At 34.4% G+C, this 23228-nt stretch carries 21 protein-coding genes and 1 riboswitch; of the genes, 11 read left to right on the forward strand and 10 right to left on the reverse strand.

The annotated features are described in order from the left end of the window. Window positions 1-230: 230 nt before the first annotated feature. Window positions 231-1613 (reverse strand): NADP-specific glutamate dehydrogenase, encoded by a 1383-nt coding sequence (gene gdhA / locus BM012_RS18445; RefSeq protein WP_061802377.1) that lies wholly within the window; start codon window positions 1611-1613, stop codon window positions 231-233. A 145-nt stretch (window positions 1614-1758) separates the two neighbouring features. Here gdhA and BM012_RS18450 point away from each other — a divergent pair, with 145 nt between their 5' ends. The 8 genes from BM012_RS18450 (at window position 1759) to BM012_RS18485 (ending at window position 10887) form a co-directional block, all read left to right on the forward strand. Next, window positions 1759-2670, forward strand: coding sequence for a glutamate biosynthesis transcriptional regulator GltC (locus BM012_RS18450; RefSeq protein ID WP_061802378.1), 912 nt, complete (start codon window positions 1759-1761; stop codon window positions 2668-2670). Window positions 2671-2914: 244 nt separating this feature from the next. Next, window positions 2915-3325, forward strand: coding sequence for a MerR family transcriptional regulator (locus tag BM012_RS18455; protein WP_225985323.1), 411 nt, complete (start codon window positions 2915-2917; stop codon window positions 3323-3325). A gap of 22 nt (window positions 3326-3347) precedes the next feature. Further along, window positions 3348-4034 (forward strand): zinc metallopeptidase, encoded by a 687-nt coding sequence (locus tag BM012_RS18460; RefSeq protein WP_061802379.1) that lies wholly within the window; start codon window positions 3348-3350, stop codon window positions 4032-4034. 44 nt (window positions 4035-4078) lie between these two features. Next, window positions 4079-5374 carry a hemolysin family protein gene (locus BM012_RS18465; RefSeq protein WP_082802472.1) on the forward strand — a complete coding sequence of 432 codons (1296 nt, stop codon included), beginning with the start codon at window positions 4079-4081 and terminating at the stop codon, window positions 5372-5374. Window positions 5375-5890: 516 nt separating this feature from the next. Next, complete coding sequence (locus tag BM012_RS18470; protein WP_040060743.1) at window positions 5891-6526, forward strand: FMN-dependent NADH-azoreductase; 636 nt, start codon at window positions 5891-5893, stop codon at window positions 6524-6526. A 163-nt stretch (window positions 6527-6689) separates the two neighbouring features. Continuing rightward, complete coding sequence (locus BM012_RS18475) at window positions 6690-7793, forward strand: 5-methyltetrahydropteroyltriglutamate--homocysteine S-methyltransferase (RefSeq protein ID WP_061802381.1); 1104 nt, start codon at window positions 6690-6692, stop codon at window positions 7791-7793. Window positions 7794-7876: 83 nt separating this feature from the next. Then, complete coding sequence (locus tag BM012_RS18480) at window positions 7877-8107, forward strand: excisionase family DNA-binding protein (RefSeq protein WP_061802382.1); 231 nt, start codon at window positions 7877-7879, stop codon at window positions 8105-8107. Between the two features lie 260 nt (window positions 8108-8367). After that, window positions 8368-10887: a tetratricopeptide repeat protein gene (locus BM012_RS18485; RefSeq protein ID WP_061802383.1), complete on the forward strand. Its 2520-nt coding sequence runs from the start codon at window positions 8368-8370 to the stop codon at window positions 10885-10887. Between the two features lie 133 nt (window positions 10888-11020). Here the strand turns inward: BM012_RS18485 and BM012_RS18490 are convergent, their stop codons facing one another. The 4 genes from BM012_RS18490 to nagA form a co-directional block, all read right to left on the reverse strand. Further along, complete coding sequence (locus BM012_RS18490) at window positions 11021-11746, reverse strand: SIS domain-containing protein (RefSeq protein WP_061802384.1); 726 nt, start codon at window positions 11744-11746, stop codon at window positions 11021-11023. A gap of 19 nt (window positions 11747-11765) precedes the next feature. Then, window positions 11766-12488, reverse strand: coding sequence for a GntR family transcriptional regulator (locus BM012_RS18495; RefSeq protein ID WP_061802385.1), 723 nt, complete (start codon window positions 12486-12488; stop codon window positions 11766-11768). 64 nt (window positions 12489-12552) lie between these two features. Continuing rightward, a complete protein-coding gene (gene nagB / locus BM012_RS18500; RefSeq protein WP_061802386.1) occupies window positions 12553-13296 on the reverse strand; it encodes a glucosamine-6-phosphate deaminase in 744 nt (247 codons plus the stop codon). Continuing rightward, the gene (gene nagA / locus BM012_RS18505) at window positions 13293-14486 is read right to left on the reverse strand and encodes an N-acetylglucosamine-6-phosphate deacetylase (protein WP_061802387.1); all 1194 of its coding nucleotides are present in this window, start codon (window positions 14484-14486) and stop codon (window positions 13293-13295) included. Before nagA ends, nagB begins: the two co-directional genes overlap by 4 nt. Window positions 14487-14752: 266 nt before the next feature. Here nagA and nagE point away from each other — a divergent pair, with 266 nt between their 5' ends. Beyond that, window positions 14753-16648 carry an N-acetylglucosamine-specific PTS transporter subunit IIBC gene (gene nagE / locus BM012_RS18510; protein ID WP_061802388.1) on the forward strand — a complete coding sequence of 632 codons (1896 nt, stop codon included), beginning with the start codon at window positions 14753-14755 and terminating at the stop codon, window positions 16646-16648. A gap of 239 nt (window positions 16649-16887) precedes the next feature. Next, window positions 16888-17865 carry a ring-cleaving dioxygenase gene (locus BM012_RS18515; RefSeq protein ID WP_061802389.1) on the forward strand — a complete coding sequence of 326 codons (978 nt, stop codon included), beginning with the start codon at window positions 16888-16890 and terminating at the stop codon, window positions 17863-17865. Between the two features lie 41 nt (window positions 17866-17906). Here the strand turns inward: BM012_RS18515 and BM012_RS18520 are convergent, their stop codons facing one another. From BM012_RS18520 to BM012_RS18540, 5 genes are all read right to left on the reverse strand, one after another. Next, window positions 17907-18761 (reverse strand): GRP family sugar transporter, encoded by an 855-nt coding sequence (locus BM012_RS18520; RefSeq protein WP_061802390.1) that lies wholly within the window; start codon window positions 18759-18761, stop codon window positions 17907-17909. Between the two features lie 320 nt (window positions 18762-19081). Continuing rightward, complete coding sequence (locus BM012_RS18525; protein WP_061802391.1) at window positions 19082-19279, reverse strand: YwbE family protein; 198 nt, start codon at window positions 19277-19279, stop codon at window positions 19082-19084. 114 nt (window positions 19280-19393) lie between these two features. Continuing rightward, window positions 19394-20221 (reverse strand): hypothetical protein, encoded by an 828-nt coding sequence (locus BM012_RS18530; RefSeq protein ID WP_061802392.1) that lies wholly within the window; start codon window positions 20219-20221, stop codon window positions 19394-19396. Window positions 20222-20245: 24 nt separating this feature from the next. Next, the gene (locus BM012_RS18535) at window positions 20246-21343 is read right to left on the reverse strand and encodes a DUF456 domain-containing protein (RefSeq protein ID WP_061802393.1); all 1098 of its coding nucleotides are present in this window, start codon (window positions 21341-21343) and stop codon (window positions 20246-20248) included. A gap of 25 nt (window positions 21344-21368) precedes the next feature. Then, on the reverse strand, window positions 21369-21659 hold the full coding sequence (locus BM012_RS18540; protein ID WP_061802394.1) for a hypothetical protein: 291 nt from the start codon (window positions 21657-21659) through the stop codon (window positions 21369-21371). 278 nt (window positions 21660-21937) lie between these two features. Between BM012_RS18540 and BM012_RS18545 the strand changes: the two genes are divergently transcribed. Further along, window positions 21938-22366 (forward strand): hypothetical protein, encoded by a 429-nt coding sequence (locus BM012_RS18545; protein ID WP_139210383.1) that lies wholly within the window; start codon window positions 21938-21940, stop codon window positions 22364-22366. Window positions 22367-23124: 758 nt separating this feature from the next. After that, window positions 23125-23223, forward strand: a riboswitch (purine riboswitch). Window positions 23224-23228: the final 5 nt, after the last annotated feature.

Raw genomic sequence — 23228 nt, forward strand, 5'->3', positions numbered from 1 at the left:
TATATCTATCAATTTCTAAAGGAAAGTCTCTCTTACAAAAAAACATATTAACTTTTCATTGGATCATCTATTTAGCACTTTATTCAAACAATAAACCTTTCTTTTGTATTAAATACATACTTCAACAATCTTTTTAACTTACAATAACAAAAGGCCACTAATTAGTGACCTTTCGTTATTGTATAGTACTGTATCGTTTTTTGCTTATAATTATACATAGGTCGTATCTTTTATATAATTCCTTGGTCGATCATTGCCTCAGCAACTTTTAAGAATCCGGCAATATTAGCACCAACAACAAGGTTTCCTGGTGCATCATAATCTTTTGAGGCTTTCATACTCTTACTGTAAATATCTTTCATGATGCCTTGTAATTTCATATCTACTTCTTCTAGTGTCCAAGCTAGTCTTGAACTGTTTTGTGCCATTTCTAGTGCAGAGACTGCGACCCCGCCTGCATTTGCTGCTTTGGCTGGAGCAAATAAAACATTATGAGCGATAAAAGTATTGACGGCTTCTTGGGTAGAAGGCATGTTTGCTCCTTCACCAACGGCCTTAACTCCATTTGAAACTAACATTGTTGCTGCTTCTTGACTTAACTCATTTTGTGTTGCACATGGTAAGGCAATATCACATGGAATTGTCCAAATACCTGAACATCCTTCCTGATATATAGCATCCTGATGTTCTTTAATATATTCAGAAATTCTTGCATTTTTTACTTCTTTTAATTGTTTAACAGTATCTAAATTAATTCCATTTTGATCGTAAATATATCCGCTTGAATCGCTGCATGCTACTACTTTTGCGCCAAACTGTATTGCCTTTTCCATTGCATAAATGGAAACATTTCCTGAGCCAGATACAACAACTGTACTGTCTTTAAAACCTAATCCTTGATCTTTAAGCATTTCCTCTACAAAATATACCGTCCCATATCCTGTTGCTTCTTTTCGGCCTAAGCTTCCTCCATAACCAATACCTTTTCCTGTTAGGACACCTGCTTCATAAGCCCCTTTTATTTTTTTATACTGCCCGAACATATAACCAATCTCTTTAGCTCCTACTCCTATATCTCCAGCGGGAACATCAACATCTGGACCAATATGTCTACTAAGTTCTGTCATAAAGCTCTGACAAAAGCGCATAATCTCTAGATCAGATTTACCTTTTGGATCAAAGTCAGAACCGCCTTTTCCACCGCCTATTGGCTGGCCTGTTAATGAGTTTTTGAAGATTTGTTCAAAGCCGAGGAATTTTATAATGCTTGCATTAACAGAAGGGTGAAATCTTAGCCCACCTTTATAAGGCCCAATAGCACTACTAAATTGAACGCGATATCCACGATTTACTTTTACGTTCCCTTTATCATCCACCCATGGAACTCTAAAAGTAATCATTCGCTCAGGTTCAATCATTCTTTCTAGTACGGCTTGGTTAATATATAGTGGATTTTTCTCCAAAACAGGTATTAAAGAATCAAGTACTTCTTTAACAGCCTGTTGAAACTCCCATTCATTTGGATTGTGTATTTGTACACTGTTGAATAAACGATTCACAAAGTCTTTCACAATCCTTGTTTGATTCTCTTCTCCTGTTTCCATTACTTTCATAAATGTTCAACCCCTAAATATTTTAAAATTGGGAAAATTTCTTTTCTTAAATGTGTTTTCATTCTATAATTTTATAATTAATAGTTTCAATACTAATTTCCGATGAAATCAATGCGTTAAACGCATTAAGATGGAGTGACTAACAATGGAGACAAGGCAAATTCAATATTTCCTAGAGGTTGCAAAGAGGGAACATGTAACAGAAGCAGCAGATATCTTACATGTTGCTCAATCCTCTGTTAGCAGACAAATTTTTAATTTAGAAAATGAATTAGGTGTCAAACTTTTTATACGTGAGGGAAGAAGGGTGAAGTTAACTCCTTTAGGTAAAATTTTTTTTGAACGGATGAAACAGGTATGGAATATGATGGAGGATGCAAAGAGAGAAGTAGAAGAACATTTAAATCCTGAAAGAGGAATCGTTCGAATTGCGTTCCCAATTAGTATGGCTGCTCATACATTACCATCGATCATTTCTTCTTTTCGCACTCGGTACCCAGAAGCTAAATTTCAAATGAGTAATGCCCTTTATTATGATCTAATAGATGGTGTTATAACTGGTGAATTTAATTTGGCCATGATTGCACCAATGCCTGACCAGGAAAAAGAGAAGAAAATTAAAGGGGCTACTTTATTCACAGAAAATATAGTTGCTCTCATTCCTATTCATCATCCGTTATCTGATCGAAAGTCAATTAGATTAAGGGAGTTAAAAGATGACCCATTCTGTGTCCTTCCTGAAGAGTTTATATTTCGCAAACAAGTTGTTGAAGGATGTAATGATGCAGGATTTTCACCACAAATTGCATTTGAAGGGAAAGATATTGATGCATTAAAAGGATTAGTCTCTGCAGGGCTAGGTGTAGCATTAATGCCAGAGATGACACTGATAGATAATACACCTCGGTCTACCGTTATGATTCCAATATCAGATGCGAATCTCACGAGAACAGTCGGCGTTATTTACCCAACACAACGCAAACTACTGCCAACTGAATCTTTGTTTTATGATTTTCTGCTTGAAACTTACGAAAGGTTAAATGAGTTTAGAGAGTAAAGAAAGAGAATTATTCCTAGATCTAGTTTTTTATTTTTAGATATACACAACGTGTCCTTTTCATGTACCTAATATAAAAGTTCAAAAAAATTAAGATGGTGCAGATTGCTTGGCTCACAAAGAATCTGGACCTTTTTTCTTGGACAGGCTTCTTCTTTATGAAATATTTGTGAACATATGATGAAAACAGTTGTTAAAGAAAAGGTTAAATCATATGATTGATATCAAACCATAACGTGACAGTTTGGGGGGTGTCTCAATTGGGGCTGAGAAACTAAAAATCGGTGAGCTTGCTAAGCTAACAGGGCTCACAAAGAGAACCATTGATTATTATACAAATATGGGTTTGTTAGAAGCAGAACGTTCTCCTTCTAATTATCGTTTCTATGATCGCTCATGTATTGAGAAAATCGAATACATTGAAAAATGTAAAAAGAGAAATCAGACTTTAGAAGAGATAAAAAAATCTCTTCAAGAGAAAGAAGCCGAGGAAATCGATATATTAGAACTGAGATTGAAAATGAAAGGTTTAGAAAAAGAACTAAACCAAGTGTTGGATCAAAAAGGTGATAAAGATGCTCGAGACTTGTTGAAAAAAGGGTTATCTAAAGAAAGTTTTTCTTTGATTCAATCACTCTTGTTATTGCTACATTAAAAGATAGAGGGGATACATTTAAATGCTTTTCCATCCTATGGATATTTTTATTTTTATTGCATTGGGCATCTCGATTTGGGCTCAATTTAGAGTGAAAGGTAATTTTAATAAATGGGCTGAAGTATCAACTAAGACAAGAATGTCAGGTGCAGAAGTGGCACGTAAAATTTTAGATGATAATGGATTACATGATGTTTCAATAGAAGTTGTACCTGGAAAGCTATCTGATCATTATGATCCAATGAATCGAGTAATCAGATTATCAGAAGAAGTATATTACGGATGTTCTATTGCGTCTGTTTCTGTAGCTTCTCACGAAGTAGGGCACGCTATTCAACATCAACAGTCATACAAGGCTCTTGTAGTAAGACATAAGATTTTTCCGCTAGCAAACTTAGCTTCAGGTATCGCTCCATTTATGTTTTTAGGAGGAATGCTTTTACAGCAGCTTTCGTTAATCGGAGTAGGAATTTTATTCTTCTCTGCTGCAGTAGCATTTCAATTGATTACATTGCCCGTCGAATTTGATGCGAGTAAAAGAGCAAGAAACTTAATGTTAAGTCAAGGAATTCTTTATAGTGATGAAGAACGTGGAGTAAAGAAAGTATTGAATGCAGCAGCTCTTACATATGTTGCTGCAACATTAATGGCGGTTTTTGAATTGGCGAAATTTGTAATGATTTTTTTCCAAGGTCAAGAAGAAGAATAACAATTATTTAGGAGGTGTAAACCTTACATTCGTAAGGTTTTAATTTGGATAACATTACTGTTAATTTTATACTCGTTGCTATTTTAATTGGACTTACAGCATTTTTCGTAGCAACAGAATTTGCAATCGTTAAAGTCAGGACGTCGAAAATTGATCAGCTTGTTGCTGAAGGGAAAAGGGGAGCCATTGCGGCTAAGAAAGTTACGACTCACCTTGATGAATACCTTTCAGCCTGTCAGTTAGGAATTACTGTTACAGCAATGGGGCTAGGTTGGTTAGGAGAACCAACCATTGAACGTGTATTGCATCCTTTATTTGAAGCATTAAATCTTAATGAAGCTACAACTACAATTCTATCTTTTGGTATTGCTTTTGCTCTTATGACCTATCTCCACGTTGTTATTGGAGAACTAGCTCCTAAGACAGTCGCAATTCAAAAAGCAGAGTTGATTACGTTAACTCTTGCCAAACCAATTATCTTGTTCTACCGCATCATGTTCCCATTTATTTGGTTACTAAATGGATCAGCACGAGTAATTGTTGGATTGTTTGGTTTAAAACCAGCTTCTGAACATGAAATGGCTCACTCTGAAGAAGAACTGCGCTTATTGCTTTCAGAAAGCTATAAAAGTGGTGAAATCAATAAAAATGAATTGAAATATGTAAATAATATTTTTGAATTTGATGAGAGAATTGCTAAAGAAATTATGGTTCCTAGAACAGAGATGGTTACATTATCGATTGATGATTCTCTTAAAGAGACAATGGAGACTTTAAAAGTAGAAAAATTCACTCGTTATCCGATTGTAAATGGAGATAAAGACAATATCGTAGGCGTTATTAACATTAAAGAAGTATTAACGTCTACACTATGTGAAGATAATGAAAAAGCAAATCTTAGCGACTTTATTAATCCCGTCATTCAAGTGATTGAGACAATTCCTATTCATGCATTAATGATTAAGATGCAGAAAGAACGTATGCATATGGCTATTCTTATTGATGAATATGGCGGTACTTCGGGATTAGTAACAATTGAAGATATTGTCGAAGAAATCGTCGGAGAAATTAGAGATGAATTTGATGAAGAAGAAATACCTGAAGTACGAAAAATAGCAGATGATCACTATATTCTGAATTCCAAAGTTCTGATTAGTGATGTAAACAATTTACTGAATCTAAACTTAGAATACGATGAAGTTGATACAATTGGAGGATGGTTCCTTACACAAAACTTTGAAGCTGAAAAAGGTGCCGAAATTCAATTTGAAGGATATACGTTTAAAATTCGAGAAGTTGAAGGTCATCACATCTCTTTTGTAGATGTATTTAAAAGCTAAATAGAAAAGAAAAAGAGAACTATGACAAGATAGTTCTCTTTTTTTAAGCTTTCTCACTTATATTTTCTTCAATGGAATGATTCAGTTTTCTCGCAAGAGCTGTAAAAAAGCGATTACTACGTTCTTTTTCCAATGGATTACAAAAAACGTAGTAATCAACTTTGCTTGTATAGCGGAACAGCTTGCTTAATGAATAAAGAAAGACAATAGAGAAGAAAATTGCAAAGTTTATTCTAAAAAAGTAACTTGGATTACTTTTCTAAAGATAAAAAGCATATTTTCTTGTATAACCTGCAAGAAAGGGTAAGTTTCTTATGGATATATCTTTAAATAAATTATCTTGAATTAAAAATAATTGACTTAAAGATATTAAGGACATATAATGAACACATAATGATGATAATAAATTATATGGCTCACTAAAATAGACATCTATAATAACAGCTTATACTCTGTATAAGTAGCCATTATCAAGGTCATTATATAAAGGGATTTAATAAAAAGGAGCGAAAAATTATGGCAAAAGTATTGTATATTACAGCACATCCACATGATGAAAAAACGTCTTACAGCATGGCGGCAGGTCAAGCATTTGTGACGGCTTATAAAGAGCAAAATCCAAGTGATGAAATTGTTCATATTGACTTGTATAAAGAAAACATTCCACACATTGATGCTGACATTTTCAGCGGATGGGGCAAACTTCAATCAGGAAGTGAATTTGATCAACTTTCTAAAGAAGAGCAAAGTAAAGTAGCTCGTCTTGCAGAGCTAAACGAACAGTTCATTTCAGCTGATAAATATGTATTTGTTACACCACTATGGAACTTCTCATTCCCACCAGTGATGAAAGCATACTTAGATTCTGTAGCTGTGGCAGGGAAATCATTCAAATATACAGAGCAAGGTCCTGTTGGCTTACTAACAGACAAAAAAGCCCTTCATATCCAAGCGCGTGGTGGCTACTATTCTGAAGGCCCAGCAGCGGATTTAGAAATGGGTCATCGTTATATTGGCATTATGATGAACTTCTTTGGTGTTCCATCATTTGATGGTTTATTCATTGAAGGGCATAATGCAGAACCAAATAAAGCAGAACAAATTAAAGAAGACGGTATTGCTCGTGCAAAAGAACTAGCAAAAAGCTTCTAATAGAAAAAATGGCGGAGATTATTCTCCGCTATTTTTTTATGTAAAAATATTTACTTTACATTAAAAATAATTAGAAAAAACAAATCATTAAAAAAATTTCTGTAGTCTGAGCTTCTTTTTCGTTATAATAGAAACAATATTTTAAAAAAGGGGATGCACTCAATTGACAACAACAACAGTTAAAGGACCATTTAAAGCAGATCATGTTGGAAGTTTCTTACGTCCGAAACGATTGAAAGAAGCTCGTTTACAGAAACAAAATGGTGAAATTACAGCAGCACAACTGAGAGCTATCGAGGATGAGGAAATTACGCGTCTTGTTCAAAAACAAAAAGAAGTTGGGTTACAGGCGGTAACAGATGGTGAATTTAGACGTGCTTGGTGGCACTTTGACTTCCTATCTGAGCTTGTAGGTGTTGACCTTTATGAGACAGAGCAAGGTATTCAATTCAATGGAATTCAGACAAAAGCTCATGGAATTAAAGTTATTGATAAAGTAGATTTTGATGGACATCCAATGATTGAGGATTACAAGTTCTTACATAACCTTGCTGGTGATCATGTTGCGAAGTTTACAATTCCAAGTCCAAATATGCTTTTCTTTAGAGGGAACATTTCAGAAGAAGTATATAGTGATCAAAATGCCTTTTTTGATGATGTAATCAAAGCATATCAAAAAGCAATTCAAGCTTTTTATGATGCAGGGTGCCGCTATTTACAGCTGGATGATACAGCATGGGCTGTTTTCTTCTCTGAACAAGGACAAGAGCAAATTGAACAGCGTGGCTATGAACCAAAAGAGCTTGCTAAACTGTTTACAAGAGCTATTAATGAGTCAATTGAGAATAAACCGGAAGACATGGTTATTACAATGCATATTTGCCGTGGAAACTTTAGATCAACATATGTAGCAAGCGGTGGATATGATAACGCTTCAGAATACATCTTCGGAGAATTGAAGGTTGATGGACTTTTCCTTGAATTTGATGATGCACGTTCAGGAGGATTTGAACCATTAAAACATGTAAAACGTGATGATTTACAACTTGTTTTAGGACTAATCACATCTAAATTTGGTGAGCTTGAGGATCCTGAAAAAGTGAAAGGACGTTTGCAAGAAGCAGCACAGTACGTGGGTCTTGATCAAATTTGTTTAAGTCCTCAATGTGGATTTGCTTCAACAGAAGAGGGAAATATTTTGACAGAAGAGCAGCAATGGGATAAAATTCGTCACGTAATTAATATTGCGAATGACGTTTTCAAATAAGAAACATCTTTTGCACCACCTTTTACTTTGTAGAAGGTGGTTTTTCCATAAAATAGATAAATGAGAGAGGAGGGAGATAGAGGATGTACTTAACAGTAGAAGAAGCAGCTGAATTTCTAGAAATTCCAGCTGCACAAGTTGAAAACCTCATCCACCATAAGCAGATTCGGGCGATTCATGATGGCGAGCAGTTTCTCATTAATAAAGAGCAGTTTAACACACATTTAGAGCAACTTGAAAAATATAAGCAGCTTGTTGAAGATCTTATGAATGAGCCGTTACCTGAAGACATTGATGTGAAAGACGAAGACTAATTAAAAAAACCCTTTCGTATAAAATACGGAAGGGTTTTCTGCTAGCGAACGATAAAAGGTAGACAATTTGAATCCTTAACCCTAAAATAGGATTCAACATAAAATAGCTTCTTTTGTATCTTTTCTTATCGTTAAAATGACAAAGAAATGAAACCTGCTTTTCATAAAATTCTGTTACAATGAAAGAAAAGATACCTTAACACAGGGTATTACAAAGCTATAAATCTTATTTTTTGATAGATTTTGGAGGATAGACGAATATGACACTAGAAGATCGCTTGATCCAAAAGACATATTACAAACATTTTATAAATGACAATGAAAATCGCCATCCCATAGAAGTCCTTGGCGAAGCAGCAGTTGCAGAACAGGAGAAGGAATCCTACGATTTATCGGATATTCGCTTTGCTCAAGGAGAAGTTTATTATCATAGTCAAGATTTCGAAACGGCTATTTTTAAATGGGAGAACATTAATAGCGAACTCGAACCATGGGCGAAAAAGAATATTGGAGACACCTACTACAAGACAGGCAGACTATCAGATGCTGAGGAAATCTATCTTTCTTTGAAAGTAGATGATCCTATTTTAACAGCTGAAGTTTCCTTACAGCTTTTTTCTCTTTATATTGATCAAGATAATATTGAAAGAGCATATGAAGTGATTAAAGAAGCTGTTGAAGTGAACCCAGCTTATCCAGGAATAACAGAATTAGCGCGTAAGTTTTATGAACGCCAAGAAGATTGGAAAAGCGCAACAGAGCTTGCGGTTAGTGAATCTATTCGAACTGAAGATCTTTTTTGGTTTGCAACGGTTATTAAATATGCCAAAAATCAATATACAACGATCTTCTCACCCGATTATTTTTATCAAGTGCTTATCACATTTTATAAGACAGATCAGATGCACTTTAAAAAACTTGTTTCTGCATTATGGGAAAGCTATAAAAACGAAGAGATTTATCTAGAATGGATTAAAACAATCAATGATATTTTTCTTAATGTTGATATTGGTCTTTATGAGTATTGGCAAGAAATTTCATCTCTATATGAAGAATCTTATTTATATTTAATTAGTGGATCATACGATTTACAAGTTCTTCATGATTTCATTCCAACAACATTGGAAAATTGGTTGAAAATAACAAGAGATGCTAAATCATTGTTCCCAGCTGCAGCCATTTGGACATGGAATGAGCAGTTTCCATCGACTATTATGGAGGAATCTGTTCAAAAAGCAGAAAGCACTTTATTTAACTCAGACAGCGATATTGATGGGCTATCATATAGCCTCAACATCGTAGAGTCGATGATGTCGTGGGCAGAACAGCGCAATATTGAACTAGATCCGTCAGTTGCGAGTCTTTTAAATAAGAACGTTCATCATCTTCTTATGATTGACCCAGAAAATGATGAAGAAACAACTGTTAAGACACTTCATACTTTCTCAAGAGAAGAAGATGAAAGAACATGGATGGTTGTTGATGGCTCTAGTGCTTATCGAGAAAAGAAATTAAGACAATCTCTTGATAAATGGGCACCACTAGGAGATTCATTACTCTTTATTATTCATCCAACATACGCGTTTAGTGAAGACGAACGTGAAGAATTAAGAAAGCTTGAGCAGTCCATGCCTGTTCATTTCCTTATTAAAGGAATGGATGCACATGGCGATATTGAAAGCCGGTTACGTATGGATTTCCAAGATGCTTTAATTAGTGTAGGTGGAGATGAAAACTTAACATCATTTATTCAAGCGAATTTCTTTGAAATTATTGATGGAACTGAGAAGCGTCGCATTCATAAGCTGCTCTCTTTCATGCGAATCACGCTCCATGATCTTGGAAAAAGACGTCTTGAAGAAGAGCTTTATTTACAAGATCTTATCAATACAGAAGAACAAAAGATTGAAAAGCTTGGAAGTGACATCGAATTTTTACGTGAGCTAGAGAAGAAAAAATCTCGATATGTTACAGAGACATATGCCAAGTTAAAAGATGAGATCAAAGACAACTTTGAAAATAGTCTGCCAAAATTACTTCGAGAATGTACAGATATCATTACAGAGGATAGTGACTTTGCCAATATTCATAAAGAAGTAAATGATAAAATGAATAAAGTAATTGAAGTTCAATGGACAAAAGTATTAACAGATCTTCAGCATGCTCTTCAACAATGGCTTTCTCTTTCACGTGAAGAGCTTGTCCAAAGTCAAGAAAGCTTTGACGATCTTGCAGTAGAATTTAATAATCGCTTTGTTGGAGAAAAAGTAGAGCTTAAAGGAGACTTTAAGATTTTAGATGACTGGCGTCGTGATATTAGACGATTAACGGTAAGAATGCCAATTGAAGAACAAAATATTTTTCTTCAATCTAAATTTACGCAGCTTATGTTCCAGCGCGCTGGGAAATTGATTGGTGCTTTAGCTTCTCAGAAAACAATGTACAATCAGTATAAGAAAAATGTTGATAGTCAAGATTATGAAGAAGCAGCTCAAATGGTCACAAATCGTCTTTTTGCACAATTTAATTCTCTTGAGAATTCACTTAAGCTTGATGTAGAAACATTTTTCTCACAGCCATTTGAAGAGCTTACAATGCTTAAAGATGGAACAGAGGTCTCACTTGAGAACAACCGTTTAACGCTAAAAGATATGAAAGAAAACCCTGGAGAATATTATAATCCAATTCAATTGTTCGAAATTCGTGTTCGTCAGTATGAAGTAATGATTGAAGCGAAAGAGGAAGTAGATTATAGCGAGATTTTAGTAGAAGATAATTAAGGAAAAAGGCACCGCGAGTGAGCGGTGCCTTTTTTTCTTAAAGATAGTCCAAACTGATACATTAATGAGTGAGATAGTGTAACAATCAAGATTATAGAAGGAGTCATTAGGGATAAAAACGAATATGTGTAGATTAGAGAAACGGAATTCTTTCTTTATATTTAGCAATTAAATGCTTATTATGGTTATCTGCTCCTTCCATATTTCCACTTTGAAAAATAGGTGGGTTTAGTCCGGCTTGAAGCATTTTCTCAATCACTTCAGAGAATAAAGTATTAAGGATAATAGCGCCAATAACAGTAGATCCTGAACCAAATGTAATATCGTTTTTATTTAGAAGTACATCACCTTTGGGAATATAGTTATCTAAAACAACATCCACAACGTCATGTAGATAATGTCCACTTTCATGACGAGAAGGACGGCTTTTTGCATAAGTGGGGGAAGTTAGACCAATAACATATGCCCCTTTTTCTTTTGCTAGAAGAGCTACATCAATAGGAACTGGATTAACGCCAGAGGTTGAGACAACGATACATATATCTCCTGGACGGATATCTTGTTCTTTCATAAATGTATGAGCATACTTATTTTGTCTTTCTAACTGTGAAGAACGAGACGCTCCTTTGTGAAGCATTAATTCCTCTATAAAAATAGGATGAATGGGAGCTAACCCACCAGACCGATAAAATAGTTCTTCTGTTAACATATGTGAATGACCACAACCAAATAAATGAATAATCCCTTGTGAAGTAATACTATTTACGATTTGGGTTGCTACGTCCTCTATAATCGTTTTTTCTTGTTTTTCTACCTTATAAAGTAGAGCTTTTATTTCCTCTATATATTGATTGTTCATAGATAACTCCTTATATTTATTATCTAGTCATTGTAAAAGTGAATTTATAACGGTCAGCTCGATATGATGACTTTACAATTTCAAGAGGAGTACTATCTTCTAGATACGTATTTCGTTGAATAAATAAAATAGGTGAAAACTTTGAAACACCTAAATGTTCAATTTCAAGATCAGAAGATATGGAAGACTCTAAAGTTTGGGTCGCATATCCAATTTTAAGATGAATATGTTGTTCGATATATTGATAAAGAGATTCATTAACAATGCTTTCAGTTAAACCTTTAACCAAATTTGCTGACATATAGACTGTTTCTAAAGCCATTGGAATATCGTCAGCTAAGCGAATTCGTTTAATTTCATAGACAGGTGAATATTTAGAAATCTCAAGTTGTTCCGCAATCTTATCAGTACATGGAACAATAGTGAATGTCAATAATTTACTACTAGGAGTCATTCCTCGTGCTTTCATGTCTTCTGTAAAGCTAGTTAAACCAACGAGCTGCTGTTCTAATTTCTTTCCTAACACAAAGGTACCGCGCCCCTTTTGACGATATAAGTAGCCTTCGTTAACTAAATTATTAATGGCTTGGCGTACAGTCATTCGGCTAATTTGGAAACGTTCAGCAAACTCACGTTCAGAAGGAAGAGCATCATTTTGCTGTAACTCACCATTTTCTATTTGTTTTTTTATTTGTTCTTCGATTTGATAATAAATCGGAAGAGGTGAGTTTTTATCAATCACTAGATTTCTCTCCTTTATTCTCTTAAAACAAGTAGTGAAATACCTACTTGTCCTAAGTTCAATTTTAATTTGAAATGTTTTGTAGGTGTAATACACCGGACAAAGCTTGTTGATCTGCAATTATTGTAACACAATTATGCTTTTTCAAAATAGATGCTGGAAAATCTTCAGTGATGTCCTCTTGAAGTAATTTATTCATCGCTTCAGCTTTTTTTTCCCCTGAAACAAGTAATAAGATTTCTTTACTTTTCATGATTGTTTCAATTCCCATTGTAATAGCGTGTGTCGGTACATCATCAATTGAATTAAAATAACGAGCATTTGCTTGGCGTGTTGATTCCTCTAGCGTAACAACATGAGTAGGTGCATTAAAAGAGGTACCAGGCTCATTAAATCCGATGTGACCATTTTCGCCGATGCCAAGAATTTGCAAATCAATGCCACCATGTTCTGCGATTAACTGATCATAACGTTTGCATTCTCTCTCAATATTAGGAGCTAGGCCATTAGGTAAATAAGTATGCTCGATATCAATGTGTTTAAACAATGAATCGACCATGTAGTAGTAGTAGCTATTTGGATCTTCTTTTTCTAAACCGATATATTCATCTAAATTAAAAGAAGTTACATCTTTGTAAGAAGTTCCATTTTTCTTATAATCTTCAATTAATGTTTTATATAAACCCGTTGGTGTTCCTCCAGTTGCAAGACCCAGTTTTACATTCTTTTTTTCATGAACTTTCTTTATTAAAATATCTGCTGCTTTGCTGCTCATTTCATCATAGTTTTTTACTTGAATAATATTCATTTTGTATGCTCCTTTTTATAAGCTAATGTTCCTCGGCAAAATGTCATTTCTACGTCTAAGTTTTCATTTAATATAACAATATCAGCATCTTTTCCAACAGCTATGCTTCCTTTTCGATCGAAAATATTAAGTTGTTTGGCTGGATTGACGGATGTCATTTTCACGATGTCTTCTAGTGAACAATTTGTGTAGTTTATTGTATTTTTAATCGCATCATTCATCTTTAAAATACTTCCAGCAAGCGTTCCATCTGCAAGAGTCGCAGTTGTATCATCAACGTTAACGGGTTGCCCACCTAAGTCGTACGTTCCGTTTTTAAGCCATTTGGCACGAAGAGAGTCGGTGATTAAAATCATCCGATCACTTGTAATTTGATCGTAAGCAAGTTTTACCATCTCAGGTCGACAATGAATGCCATCTGTGATTAATTCAACAAACAGTTCTTTGCGCAAGTAAGCAGCCCCTAGAACCCCTGGCTCCCGATGATGCAGTCCACGCATTCCGTTATATAAATGTGTTACATGAGAGAGACCTGTTTGAATAGCTTCATCAATTTGATCATATGTTGCATCTGAGTGACCAATAGAAGCAACGACATTCTGACTTTTTAAATAAGTGACCATTTCTAATCCACCCGGTTGTTCAGGAGCAAGTGTAACTAATTTAATATGCCCCCCTGCATTTTCCTGCCATTGTTTGAATAAAGACAAGTCGGGATCTTTAATATAAGTAGGTGGCTGAGCACCTGCTCGTTTTGGAGAAATAAAAGGACCTTCTAAATGAATACCCACTATTTCAGCCTGTTCATCAACCGTTTGATTATTAATAAAATTCCCTGCATTTGTTAGAGCTTGTTCAATAGCTTCATTTGATTGCGTCATTGTCGTAGCTAAAAAGCTTGTTGTTCCTTCTTTTGGAAGAGTAGTAGCCATTGTTTTTAATGATTCTTGAGTTGCATCCATTGCATCAGCGTTTGCTACTCCATGTATATGAATATCAATAGCACCAGGCACTAGTTTATAAGATGAAGAATATTTAATGACTTGATCATTTGGTTCTGTTTTATAGTCTGAGATTGATCCGATATCTTTGATTTTTCCACTCGAAATACGAATATATCCATTTTGAATTTTCCCAAGATCGCTATAAATAATTAAATTGGAAAGAACGATATTTTGATTTTGTATCATACATAATCTCCTTTATAGAAGTAAAAAGTAATAAGTAATAAGTAGATGGATAAGTAACACGTTCATTATGTTTTACCATTTGTATCTAGTATATACCATATGTATATAGTTGTCTATACCACTATAAGTTTTAACAAAAAAATCCCACTATTTAATATCCAAATAACCCCATTAATATAAGATTTAACATTTTATTTGGTATAGACAACTATATATTGATTGTGGTAGTATGAGGCAAAGAAAACGCTTTAAAAGGAGATAAAAACATGTTGAATTTTCTACAACGTATTGGTAAAGCCTTAATGTTACCAATTGCAGTATTACCAGCTGCAGCTTTGTTACTTCGTTTGGGTCAGGATGATCTACTAGACATTCCCTTTATGTCACAGGCTGGGGATGCTATCTTTGCCAACTTAGCATTATTGTTCACCCTTGGTATTGCCGTTGGGTTATCTAAAGATGGTAGTGGTGCAGCTGCACTTGCTGGGGTTGTTGGTTACTTTGTATTAACAAATGGAACAGCTGCTATTGATAAAGAGATAGATATGGATGTTTTAGGTGGAATTATCTCAGGGATTACAGCTGGTTTATTATATAATCGTTTTTCAAATATTAAACTTCCAGAATGGCTTGGTTTTTTTGCAGGAAAGCGTTTTGTTCCTATTATTACGTCAGTAGTAATGTTAGTACTTGCAGCTATTTTTGGAGTAGTATGGCCTCCAGTTCAAGAGTTAATCAATAATATTGGTAATTGGATTACAGGAGCTGGAGCACTAGGGGCTGGAGTATATGGACTTCTAAATCGTTTATTACTTCCAGTTGGACTGCACCATGTATTAAACAGTTTAGTTTGGTTTGTATTTGGAGAGTATAATGGAGCAACTGGGGATATTAATCGCTTCTTCGCAGGGGATCCTACAGCAGGGCCATTCATGACAGGTTTCTTCCCAGTTATGATGTTTGGTTTACCAGCAGCAGCTCTTGCAATGATTGCAGCTGCGAAGAAAGAAAAAAGAAAAGCAGTTACAGGTATGTTAGCTGGATTAGCTCTTACTTCCTTTTTAACAGGAATCACAGAACCAATAGAATTTTTATTTATGTTTATAGCACCGCTCTTATATGTACTTCATGCTATCCTAACAGGAATCTCAATGGCAGTTGCTGTGATGTTAGGTATTCATCACGGCTTTGGCTTTTCAGCAGGAGCAATTGATTACTTCTTGAACTTTGGTATCGCTCAAAAGCCGTTATTGTTAGCGGGAATCGGCGTTATTTATGCTATTATTTACTTTGTTATATTCTATACCTTAATCAAAGCGTTAAATATCCAAACACCAGGTCGTGAAGAAGATGAAGAAATAGAGGAAACTGTAGATTCTGATTCAACAACAGGCGATAAATATGTAGATATGGCATCTTATTTTATTAAAGATTTAGGTGGAAAAGAAAACTTAACGACTATTGATAACTGTGCAACACGTTTACGTTTGCAAGTTGCAGACACATCCAAAATTAATGAGTCTAACCTAAAGCGCCACGGAGCTCGAGGTTTAATGAAATTAGGAAAAACAAATGTACAAGTTATCGTAGGTACAGATGTTGAATTTGTTGCTGATGCAATGAAACAATTAGTTGAATCTGGAGCAGCAACGATCAATGTCTCTAAAGAAAATGAACAAGAACGTTCCGAAGTAGACACAGCTGACACAACACAGGTTGAGTTTGTTCTGCCATTTGAAGGAACTGTAAAACCTCTTGGTGAAGTAGAAGATGAAGTATTTTCTTCTAAAATGATGGGGGATGGGTTTGCTATTGACCCAGTTAGTAATACACTAGTTTCTCCGATAGAAGGAGAGGTAATGAGCATCTTTCCAACGAAGCATGCTATTGGTTTAAAAGCGAACAATGGATTAGAAATACTCATTCATGTTGGTTTGGATACAGTAAAGTTAAATGGGGAAGGATTTAAAGCGCTTGTTCAGGAAGGACAGCATATAACGAAAGAAACACCGCTGTTAGAAATTGATTTAGAGTATGTAAAAAAACATGCACCTTCTATTACAACGCCAATTATCTTCACAAACTTATCAGAGGGTAAAGAAGTAAAACTTAATAAGTCTGGTTATCAGAAACAAGGTACTCCTGATGTTATTAAGTTTTAAACCATCCACTCAATATTAAGGACAAGAGGCATAAACCTTTAAAAGAAAATAAAGGTTTATGCCTTTTTTTCATTTTTATAAGGTTAATCAAACTGAATAAAGTATATGCTGATATGATAATAATTGACTTTTCTTCCTAAAATGATTTACAATTATCTTGAATTAAAGATATTTTATTTTGAGATATAATTTTATATTAAATGAAATAGATCATCTTAACTAAAGAGGAGTGGAAGAAGATGAACTTAACAGGGTTACATCATGTTTCAATTTTAACGGGAAAAGCAGAAAAAAATTATCTTTTCTATACGAGAATTCTTGGAATGCGTCTTATTAAAAAGACGGTCAATCAAGATAATACAGAGTCTTATCATTTATTCTATGGAGATGCTAAGGGAAACCCTGGAACTGAATTAACGTTCTTTGACATTCCTCATCTTGGTAGAACACATAAAGGAGCAAGCAGTATTTCCTCAACGTCTCTAAGAGTAGCGAGTACTGATTCGCTCTATTATTGGGCTAAGCGTTTTGAAAAATTAGGTGTTCATTATGAGGAAATTAAAAAAAGAGCTAGACGTGATACACTAGCTTTTGAAGATTTTGAAGGAACAAAGCTCATTCTTGTTGCAGATAACAATGAAAAAGGGGTAGTTCCAGGGGAAGCATGGGATGGAAGTGATGTTCCAAAAGAGCATGGTATTCTCGGTCTTGGCGCTGTTACGTTAACTGTTGCAGATGCAAAACCAACAGTGCGAGTGTTAAAAAGGTTATTAGGTTTTTATTATGTAGGTTCTTATCCATCCCTTGATGGAGATCATCCAGATGTTGAAGTATATGCAACAGGAGAAGGGGGAGCAGGAGCTGAAGTACATGTTGCAACAAGACCTGATTTACCAAGGGAGCGTTTAGGAAGAGGTGGCGTTCATCATGTAGCATTTCGGGTTCCAAATGAACAAGAATATAACGAGTGGGCAAAACGCATTGATCAAGCTGGTTTTGTGAATTCTGGAAAAGTAGATCGATTTTATTTTAGAGCTCTTTATTTTAGAGAACCAAATAATATATTATTTGAACTATCTACAGATACGCCAGGATTTGCTCAGGATGAATCAGTAGAAACATTAGGTGAACGACTTTCACTTCCTCCGTTTTTAGAACCGAAAAGAGAGGAGATTGAGAGAAACCTTCGCCCGTTAGAATTTCGGAAAGAAGGATAATTTCAATAAATAAAAAAGAGGCGATATACGCCTCCTTTTTATTAGCTTGCTTTTGCAAGTCCAAGGAATACGGCGCCAATAATAATTAACGCACTCCCAATCACAATTCCAATCATTTGACGCTTTGTTTTCTTTTCCCCAAGAATTAAGATTCCACCGAATGTTGAAATGATAATTCCCATTTGTGAAAGAGAAAAACTCGTCGCAACGCCAACTTTTGGCTGTGAGAGGAATAAAAATAAGTTCCCAACTGCCCAAACAACACCAGGAATGATGTTCTTTAAGGCATATTTATTAAATGGTTTATGTTTATATGTAAGCAGCACGCCACCAATTACCATCCCGATAGCTTGAGGGAATAGCGCAGACCAACCGTCAACTCCAGTTAACTGAGCAATTACAACATATACTAAATAACCAATCGTTGAAACTATTAAAATCCCAATTCCTTTTTTTAGTTCTCCAGGCTTCTCTTCTACTGTATTGTCTTTTAATGAAGTTAATACAATTCCGACAATAATACATACAAGAGCAAGGCAACCAAATAAGATGCTTACAGCAGTTGACCATTCTCCAAAGACAATCATACCAAATAGTGCAGTTGAAACTAACTGCATTCCTGTTGAAATTGGCATTGTTTTAGATACGCCCATATGTTCAATACTTTTAAGTTGGTTTCTTTGACCAAGTGTCCAGAATAGACCTGAAATGACTCCGATTACAAAAATCTTTGTATCGATTTCTGGTTGGACAAAGAGGAAAATAACCGCAGAAAAAATTAACGCCCCTAGTGTAGTACCAAGTGTTTGACTATAAGGTCCACCACCTAGTTTAACGTTAAATAGAACTAAGCTCCCCCAACACAAAGCAGGGATAAGAGCTAACAGGATGTCCATCTTGATGAAAGCTCCTCTCTTTATTTAGTTTTGCTTAGGCTTTCATAGTTGTGTAAAGTAACCTAAAAAATTTACATAACAATGATAATAACACGAGTCAACAAGCTTGTCTATATTTCTGAAACCTGCATTTTTCCCTTTTCACGCCTACCTTTAAGGCGGATATTAGATGTTAACGCTACCATCTCTTTCTTTAATAAAAGTTTAAGAAGAAAAATATTCTTAAGTTTTGTCATTTCTCTTATGCCAAACTTTTAAGATGTCTTTATATAAAATAATATGAAAGAAGCTTTTTATCAGTAAAAGAAGAGTACAGGAAATTACTTTTTGATAATTTCCTGTACTCGCCCAACTTGTCCGTCTTCTAGTCTTACCTTAATTCCATGAGGATGAAAGCTAGAATTGGTTAAAATATCTTTTACAATACCTTCTGTTAACTTTCCAGTGCGCTGATCCTTTTTTAGTACAATTTTAACTAAAAGGCCTGGCTGGATATTTGCTCGAGATTGCCCATTCATATGTGAAAAACCTCCACTTTTTACTTTTAAACAAACGTTTGATTAATAGATAACCATTTCAACAGTATATCTTTCAAAGTAAAGGAAAAGCAAGCTTATATAAAAAGGAAAACTCTAAAGTGAGAGTTTTCCTTTTTGTAAAAGATGTTCAACATGGTCAATCCATTGATCTTGATTCATCCTTTTTAAAACAAGAGATGGTTGTTCATTTACATCTTCATTTTCGTTGTATACAACCCAAAGCCGTTTATGAATAGGTAGAATGAGATGAGCTTCTTGAATTTGTGAATAGTCTTTTAGAGAAATTAACGATTCTGAAATGTTAGCAAAACGACGACCATAATCGTTAAAATCTGAGAGGAATATTTTCAACATTTCTTGATGTTGATGAATATGGAAAGATTCACAAAGCGAGGCTAGCTCATCCTCTGTCTTGGTCTCTTCAACAAGTCTATTAAAAAGTTCTTCTGTTAGGGGAATGTAAGCAGTTTCTATCTCACCCCATGCAAGTACTTTCAAAAAGGAAGTAATTGCAGGCTGAATTTCATTTTCTTTTAAAATGGAAAATTCGTGAACGACATCATGTTTTACTTCATGCTTCAGACTTTCATCACCAGGCAGGCGATGGAGCATTAAAACTTCCTCAGCTCCATTTGCTTCTTTATTACAACGAATCATCTTGGTTGATTGAACGAAAAGGTCCATCATTTGTTTGAAAACAGGGTGAAGAGATTCCGCTAAGTTTTCTTCATTAATGCCGAGCAGAAGTTCTTTTGAAAGCAGGCTATGTGATGCGGTTTCGAACACAATTTGTAAGTCACTTTCAGATTTTTCCCCAAGTCCAGATTTTAGAACGCCTGCTGCAACTTCATCACATCCACATAAGACAAGGGATAGCGCAAGTTCTTCTGTACTTAAACTAATCTTTGGTTGTTGATTCATATTTAATACCTCACTTTATATCCGTTAATGGAGTAATCCTGAGGCCCACTTAGAGCCTTGGCTGAAGAGCTCCTTGCCTTTGTCGATGGTTTTGGAGACTTCTTTTTTGCCTTTGTCCATTGCTTTGGAGATTTCCTCTTTACCTTTATGAATAGCATCTGAAGCTTTAGAAATTGTATCATTAACAGCTTTATTAATAGTTTTAGAATGGTTTTTAATAAAATCTTCAGCCTTACCAGCGACCCAATCACCTGCTAAAGTACCAAGATAACCACCAACAAAAGCACCTGCTACCGCTCCTGGCGGGCCTAAAAGTGCAGCACCTACTGTTCCGCCAGCAATAGAACCTGCATAAGCAGCTCCTGATTTGATAGCAACATTAGAAACGGATGTAACCCCATCTGAAGGTTTAAAGGTTCCTTTTGTTATTTTATCAGATGTTTTAACAACTTCTTCTAAAACATTGGCAGCAACATTAATAGGAAAAATCTTTTTAGAAACAGATTTTGTCAATTTTTTCATTCCTACTACAGTATGATTATCACCAATACCCATAAAATTGTATTTAATCCAACCATTAAATGTTTTATATTTATTTAATCCAGTCTTATTTTTCAAAAATTTAATAGCTGGATTTGTATGCTCTTTTTTCATAAAAGCTGTAGTACGTTGAGCGAAATTACGAAAAATTGATGCTTTTCCTTTTCCTTGAACCCACTTTGCTGTGCTAATACTTGCAACCTTTGTGCGAGGATTATGCATCTTTATATTAATAGATTTTGTGCCAAGTAATGTAAGGGCTGTTAAAGTATGACCCGTAATTAGGATTTTATCTATATTACCTTTAATATCAAAATATTGACTCCCTACAGAAGGGAGATTAAGAAGGGAGGCAATAATATTATCTTGTGTAGCCATGGTACTTGCTGTTTCACTTGCAATACCATGTAGAGAGTTAATGCCGTTATTAATAGAATTAAAAGAAACGGATAAAGAAACGCCTTTGATTCCTTTCAAACAGCTGTTTACTCTTTGGTCTACAGACGAAACTTCTGCTCCTATAGAAGAGATTTTTGAGGCGAGCTGTTTTACTACATCAGGGTTAATTTCAATTGTAGACATGTTGCTTAGTCCTTTCTTTATAAATTTAAGTTTGTTCTTGTTTAAGCTTCTCTTTTGCTTGAGCAAGACGTGCCTGTTCTGCTAGATTTTTTAAATACGTACTTTTCTCATTTACTTCATCAACTTTAGTGTCAATTGTCTTAAGAAAGGTTAGAGCAGTTTCATTAAATTCTTTTCTTGATGATGTTTTCCAACTATGCTCTTGATCAAAAAGAGTTTTAAAATCTTGTCTTAAGTTTTGTAATGAGGAAGCCTCTTTTTTTAATATACTTGCAGCGTTCTCTAATTCTTCGGGATTTAAAGAAAGTAAATTCATGAGTTATATCACCTCGAAAATCGTTCTTTTTATCTATAACAAAAAAATAGCATTAATTATAAAATTAATATAGAGAAATATGTAAAAACAAAGGAAAATAGGAAAAAATGTCTACATTTTATATCTGTTATATCTTATATTAAGATGGGAATTTTAATTGGTATAAATTATGGTTTATACTTTATGAATATAAAATTTGAATAAATCAACAAAAAACATGTGATGAGAAGGAAGGAATTTTTTTAATGGAGTATATTCAGTATAGGCGTTCCATAGTATTGATGAAATTATTAGGTTGCATTCCATTTGTAGCATTTGCTGTTTGGTTAATATTTTCTATTCCGAGATTTGGCTTCTTTGAACAACTTACATCCATTGTTGTTATTATCGTTGCCTTTTTATTTTTTGGACAGCATCTTGTTATTTTCTTTTATTTTCTAGTTAAATCTTCTTCTGTTCTTTGTTCCATTGACAAGCAATTTATCTATTATAAAGATAGAAAGTTTGCGATTAGAGATATAGAAAAGATTTTAGACTTGACGATTCATGTAAAACGGCTCCCAGGAGGAATATCGGGGTTTCGCTTTAAGATGAGAGATGGAAAGGTCATTGAGATTCCAACACATTATCTTTTAACATTAGATCAGCAGGCAGATGCCTTAGATATAGTAAAGGCACGGATGAAGCAATATAAGCAAGACCAGTAAAATATATAGGAGTTAATATTCTGTTCTACAGTGGAGGCTTTACATATGTAAAAAGGAGAGAGAGGTATGATATTAGAATTCATCGTATCATTTACTATTCTTGGTATTATTATTAATACTTTTTATAGTTTGTTGCTGCTCATCAATCATACTCATTCAAAACGAATATATGAATGTATGGTAGATGGGGACATATTTTTAATAGGTACTTTTATAGGGAATTTATATTTCGGTCCTACTTATTATCTAAGTAGTAAAATACACTCTCTACCTATAATACTTGCTAAGCTATTAATGCTATGCTTAATTTTTTTTCTTTTTATTATTAGTATTTTGTCAATAGAGTTAGGTAATATGATAGGGAAAGCATATTAAGAGAAATATAATAATGAAAATGTATGAAAGGTGATACATTCTGGTTACAAAAAATACAACCTTTTGTATCACTCTTATATTATCTTATTAACTTAGTCTATATATTTTAAAGATAGATAAGCCGTAAAACCTTTCAGGACATTCCATAACAGAAAGGAAAAGCGGCTTTGAATTACATAAAATACAAACGCTATATCGTCTTTTTAAGAAGTTTAATTTGTGTATTATTTGTAGGTATTGGGGTATGGATAATTTGTATGATTTCACCACAAAACTTTTTTTGAACAAATATTAAGTATAATAAGCTTTCAATAAAGATTGGAAGTACAAATAACTCCAAAGATAGTTGAAAAATCCTAAAAGATACGCTATATTATTAAATCAAATAGAATAATTAATCTGTGTGTATAACCTCAATAATATGGTTTGAGGGTCTCTACCAGGAACCGATAAATCCTGATTACAACAAATGTCACTTTCATTTTTG

The sequence above is a fragment of the Priestia endophytica DSM 13796 genome, assembly GCF_900115845.1.
Classification (GTDB): domain Bacteria; phylum Bacillota; class Bacilli; order Bacillales; family Bacillaceae_H; genus Bacillus_I; species Bacillus_I endophytica.

Excerpts from the sequence above, each read along its gene's own strand:
- gdhA (WP_061802377.1), bottom strand. The coding sequence starts at position 1,613 with ATGAAAGTAATGGAAACAGGAGAAGAGAATCAAACAAGGATTGTGAAA.
- BM012_RS18450 (WP_061802378.1), top strand. The coding sequence starts at position 1,759 with ATGGAGACAAGGCAAATTCAATATTTCCTAGAGGTTGCAAAGAGGGAA.
- BM012_RS18460 (WP_061802379.1), top strand. The coding sequence starts at position 3,348 with ATGCTTTTCCATCCTATGGATATTTTTATTTTTATTGCATTGGGCATC.
- BM012_RS18470 (WP_040060743.1), top strand. The coding sequence starts at position 5,891 with ATGGCAAAAGTATTGTATATTACAGCACATCCACATGATGAAAAAACG.
- BM012_RS18480 (WP_061802382.1), top strand. The coding sequence starts at position 7,877 with ATGTACTTAACAGTAGAAGAAGCAGCTGAATTTCTAGAAATTCCAGCT.
- BM012_RS18485 (WP_061802383.1), top strand. The coding sequence starts at position 8,368 with ATGACACTAGAAGATCGCTTGATCCAAAAGACATATTACAAACATTTT.
- BM012_RS18490 (WP_061802384.1), bottom strand. The coding sequence starts at position 11,746 with ATGAACAATCAATATATAGAGGAAATAAAAGCTCTACTTTATAAGGTA.
- nagB (WP_061802386.1), bottom strand. The coding sequence starts at position 13,296 with ATGAATATTATTCAAGTAAAAAACTATGATGAAATGAGCAGCAAAGCA.
- nagA (WP_061802387.1), bottom strand. The coding sequence starts at position 14,486 with ATGATACAAAATCAAAATATCGTTCTTTCCAATTTAATTATTTATAGC.
- nagE (WP_061802388.1), top strand. The coding sequence starts at position 14,753 with ATGTTGAATTTTCTACAACGTATTGGTAAAGCCTTAATGTTACCAATT.
- BM012_RS18515 (WP_061802389.1), top strand. The coding sequence starts at position 16,888 with ATGAACTTAACAGGGTTACATCATGTTTCAATTTTAACGGGAAAAGCA.
- BM012_RS18520 (WP_061802390.1), bottom strand. The coding sequence starts at position 18,761 with ATGGACATCCTGTTAGCTCTTATCCCTGCTTTGTGTTGGGGGAGCTTA.
- BM012_RS18525 (WP_061802391.1), bottom strand. The coding sequence starts at position 19,279 with ATGAATGGGCAATCTCGAGCAAATATCCAGCCAGGCCTTTTAGTTAAA.
- BM012_RS18530 (WP_061802392.1), bottom strand. The coding sequence starts at position 20,221 with ATGAATCAACAACCAAAGATTAGTTTAAGTACAGAAGAACTTGCGCTA.
- BM012_RS18535 (WP_061802393.1), bottom strand. The coding sequence starts at position 21,343 with ATGTCTACAATTGAAATTAACCCTGATGTAGTAAAACAGCTCGCCTCA.
- BM012_RS18540 (WP_061802394.1), bottom strand. The coding sequence starts at position 21,659 with ATGAATTTACTTTCTTTAAATCCCGAAGAATTAGAGAACGCTGCAAGT.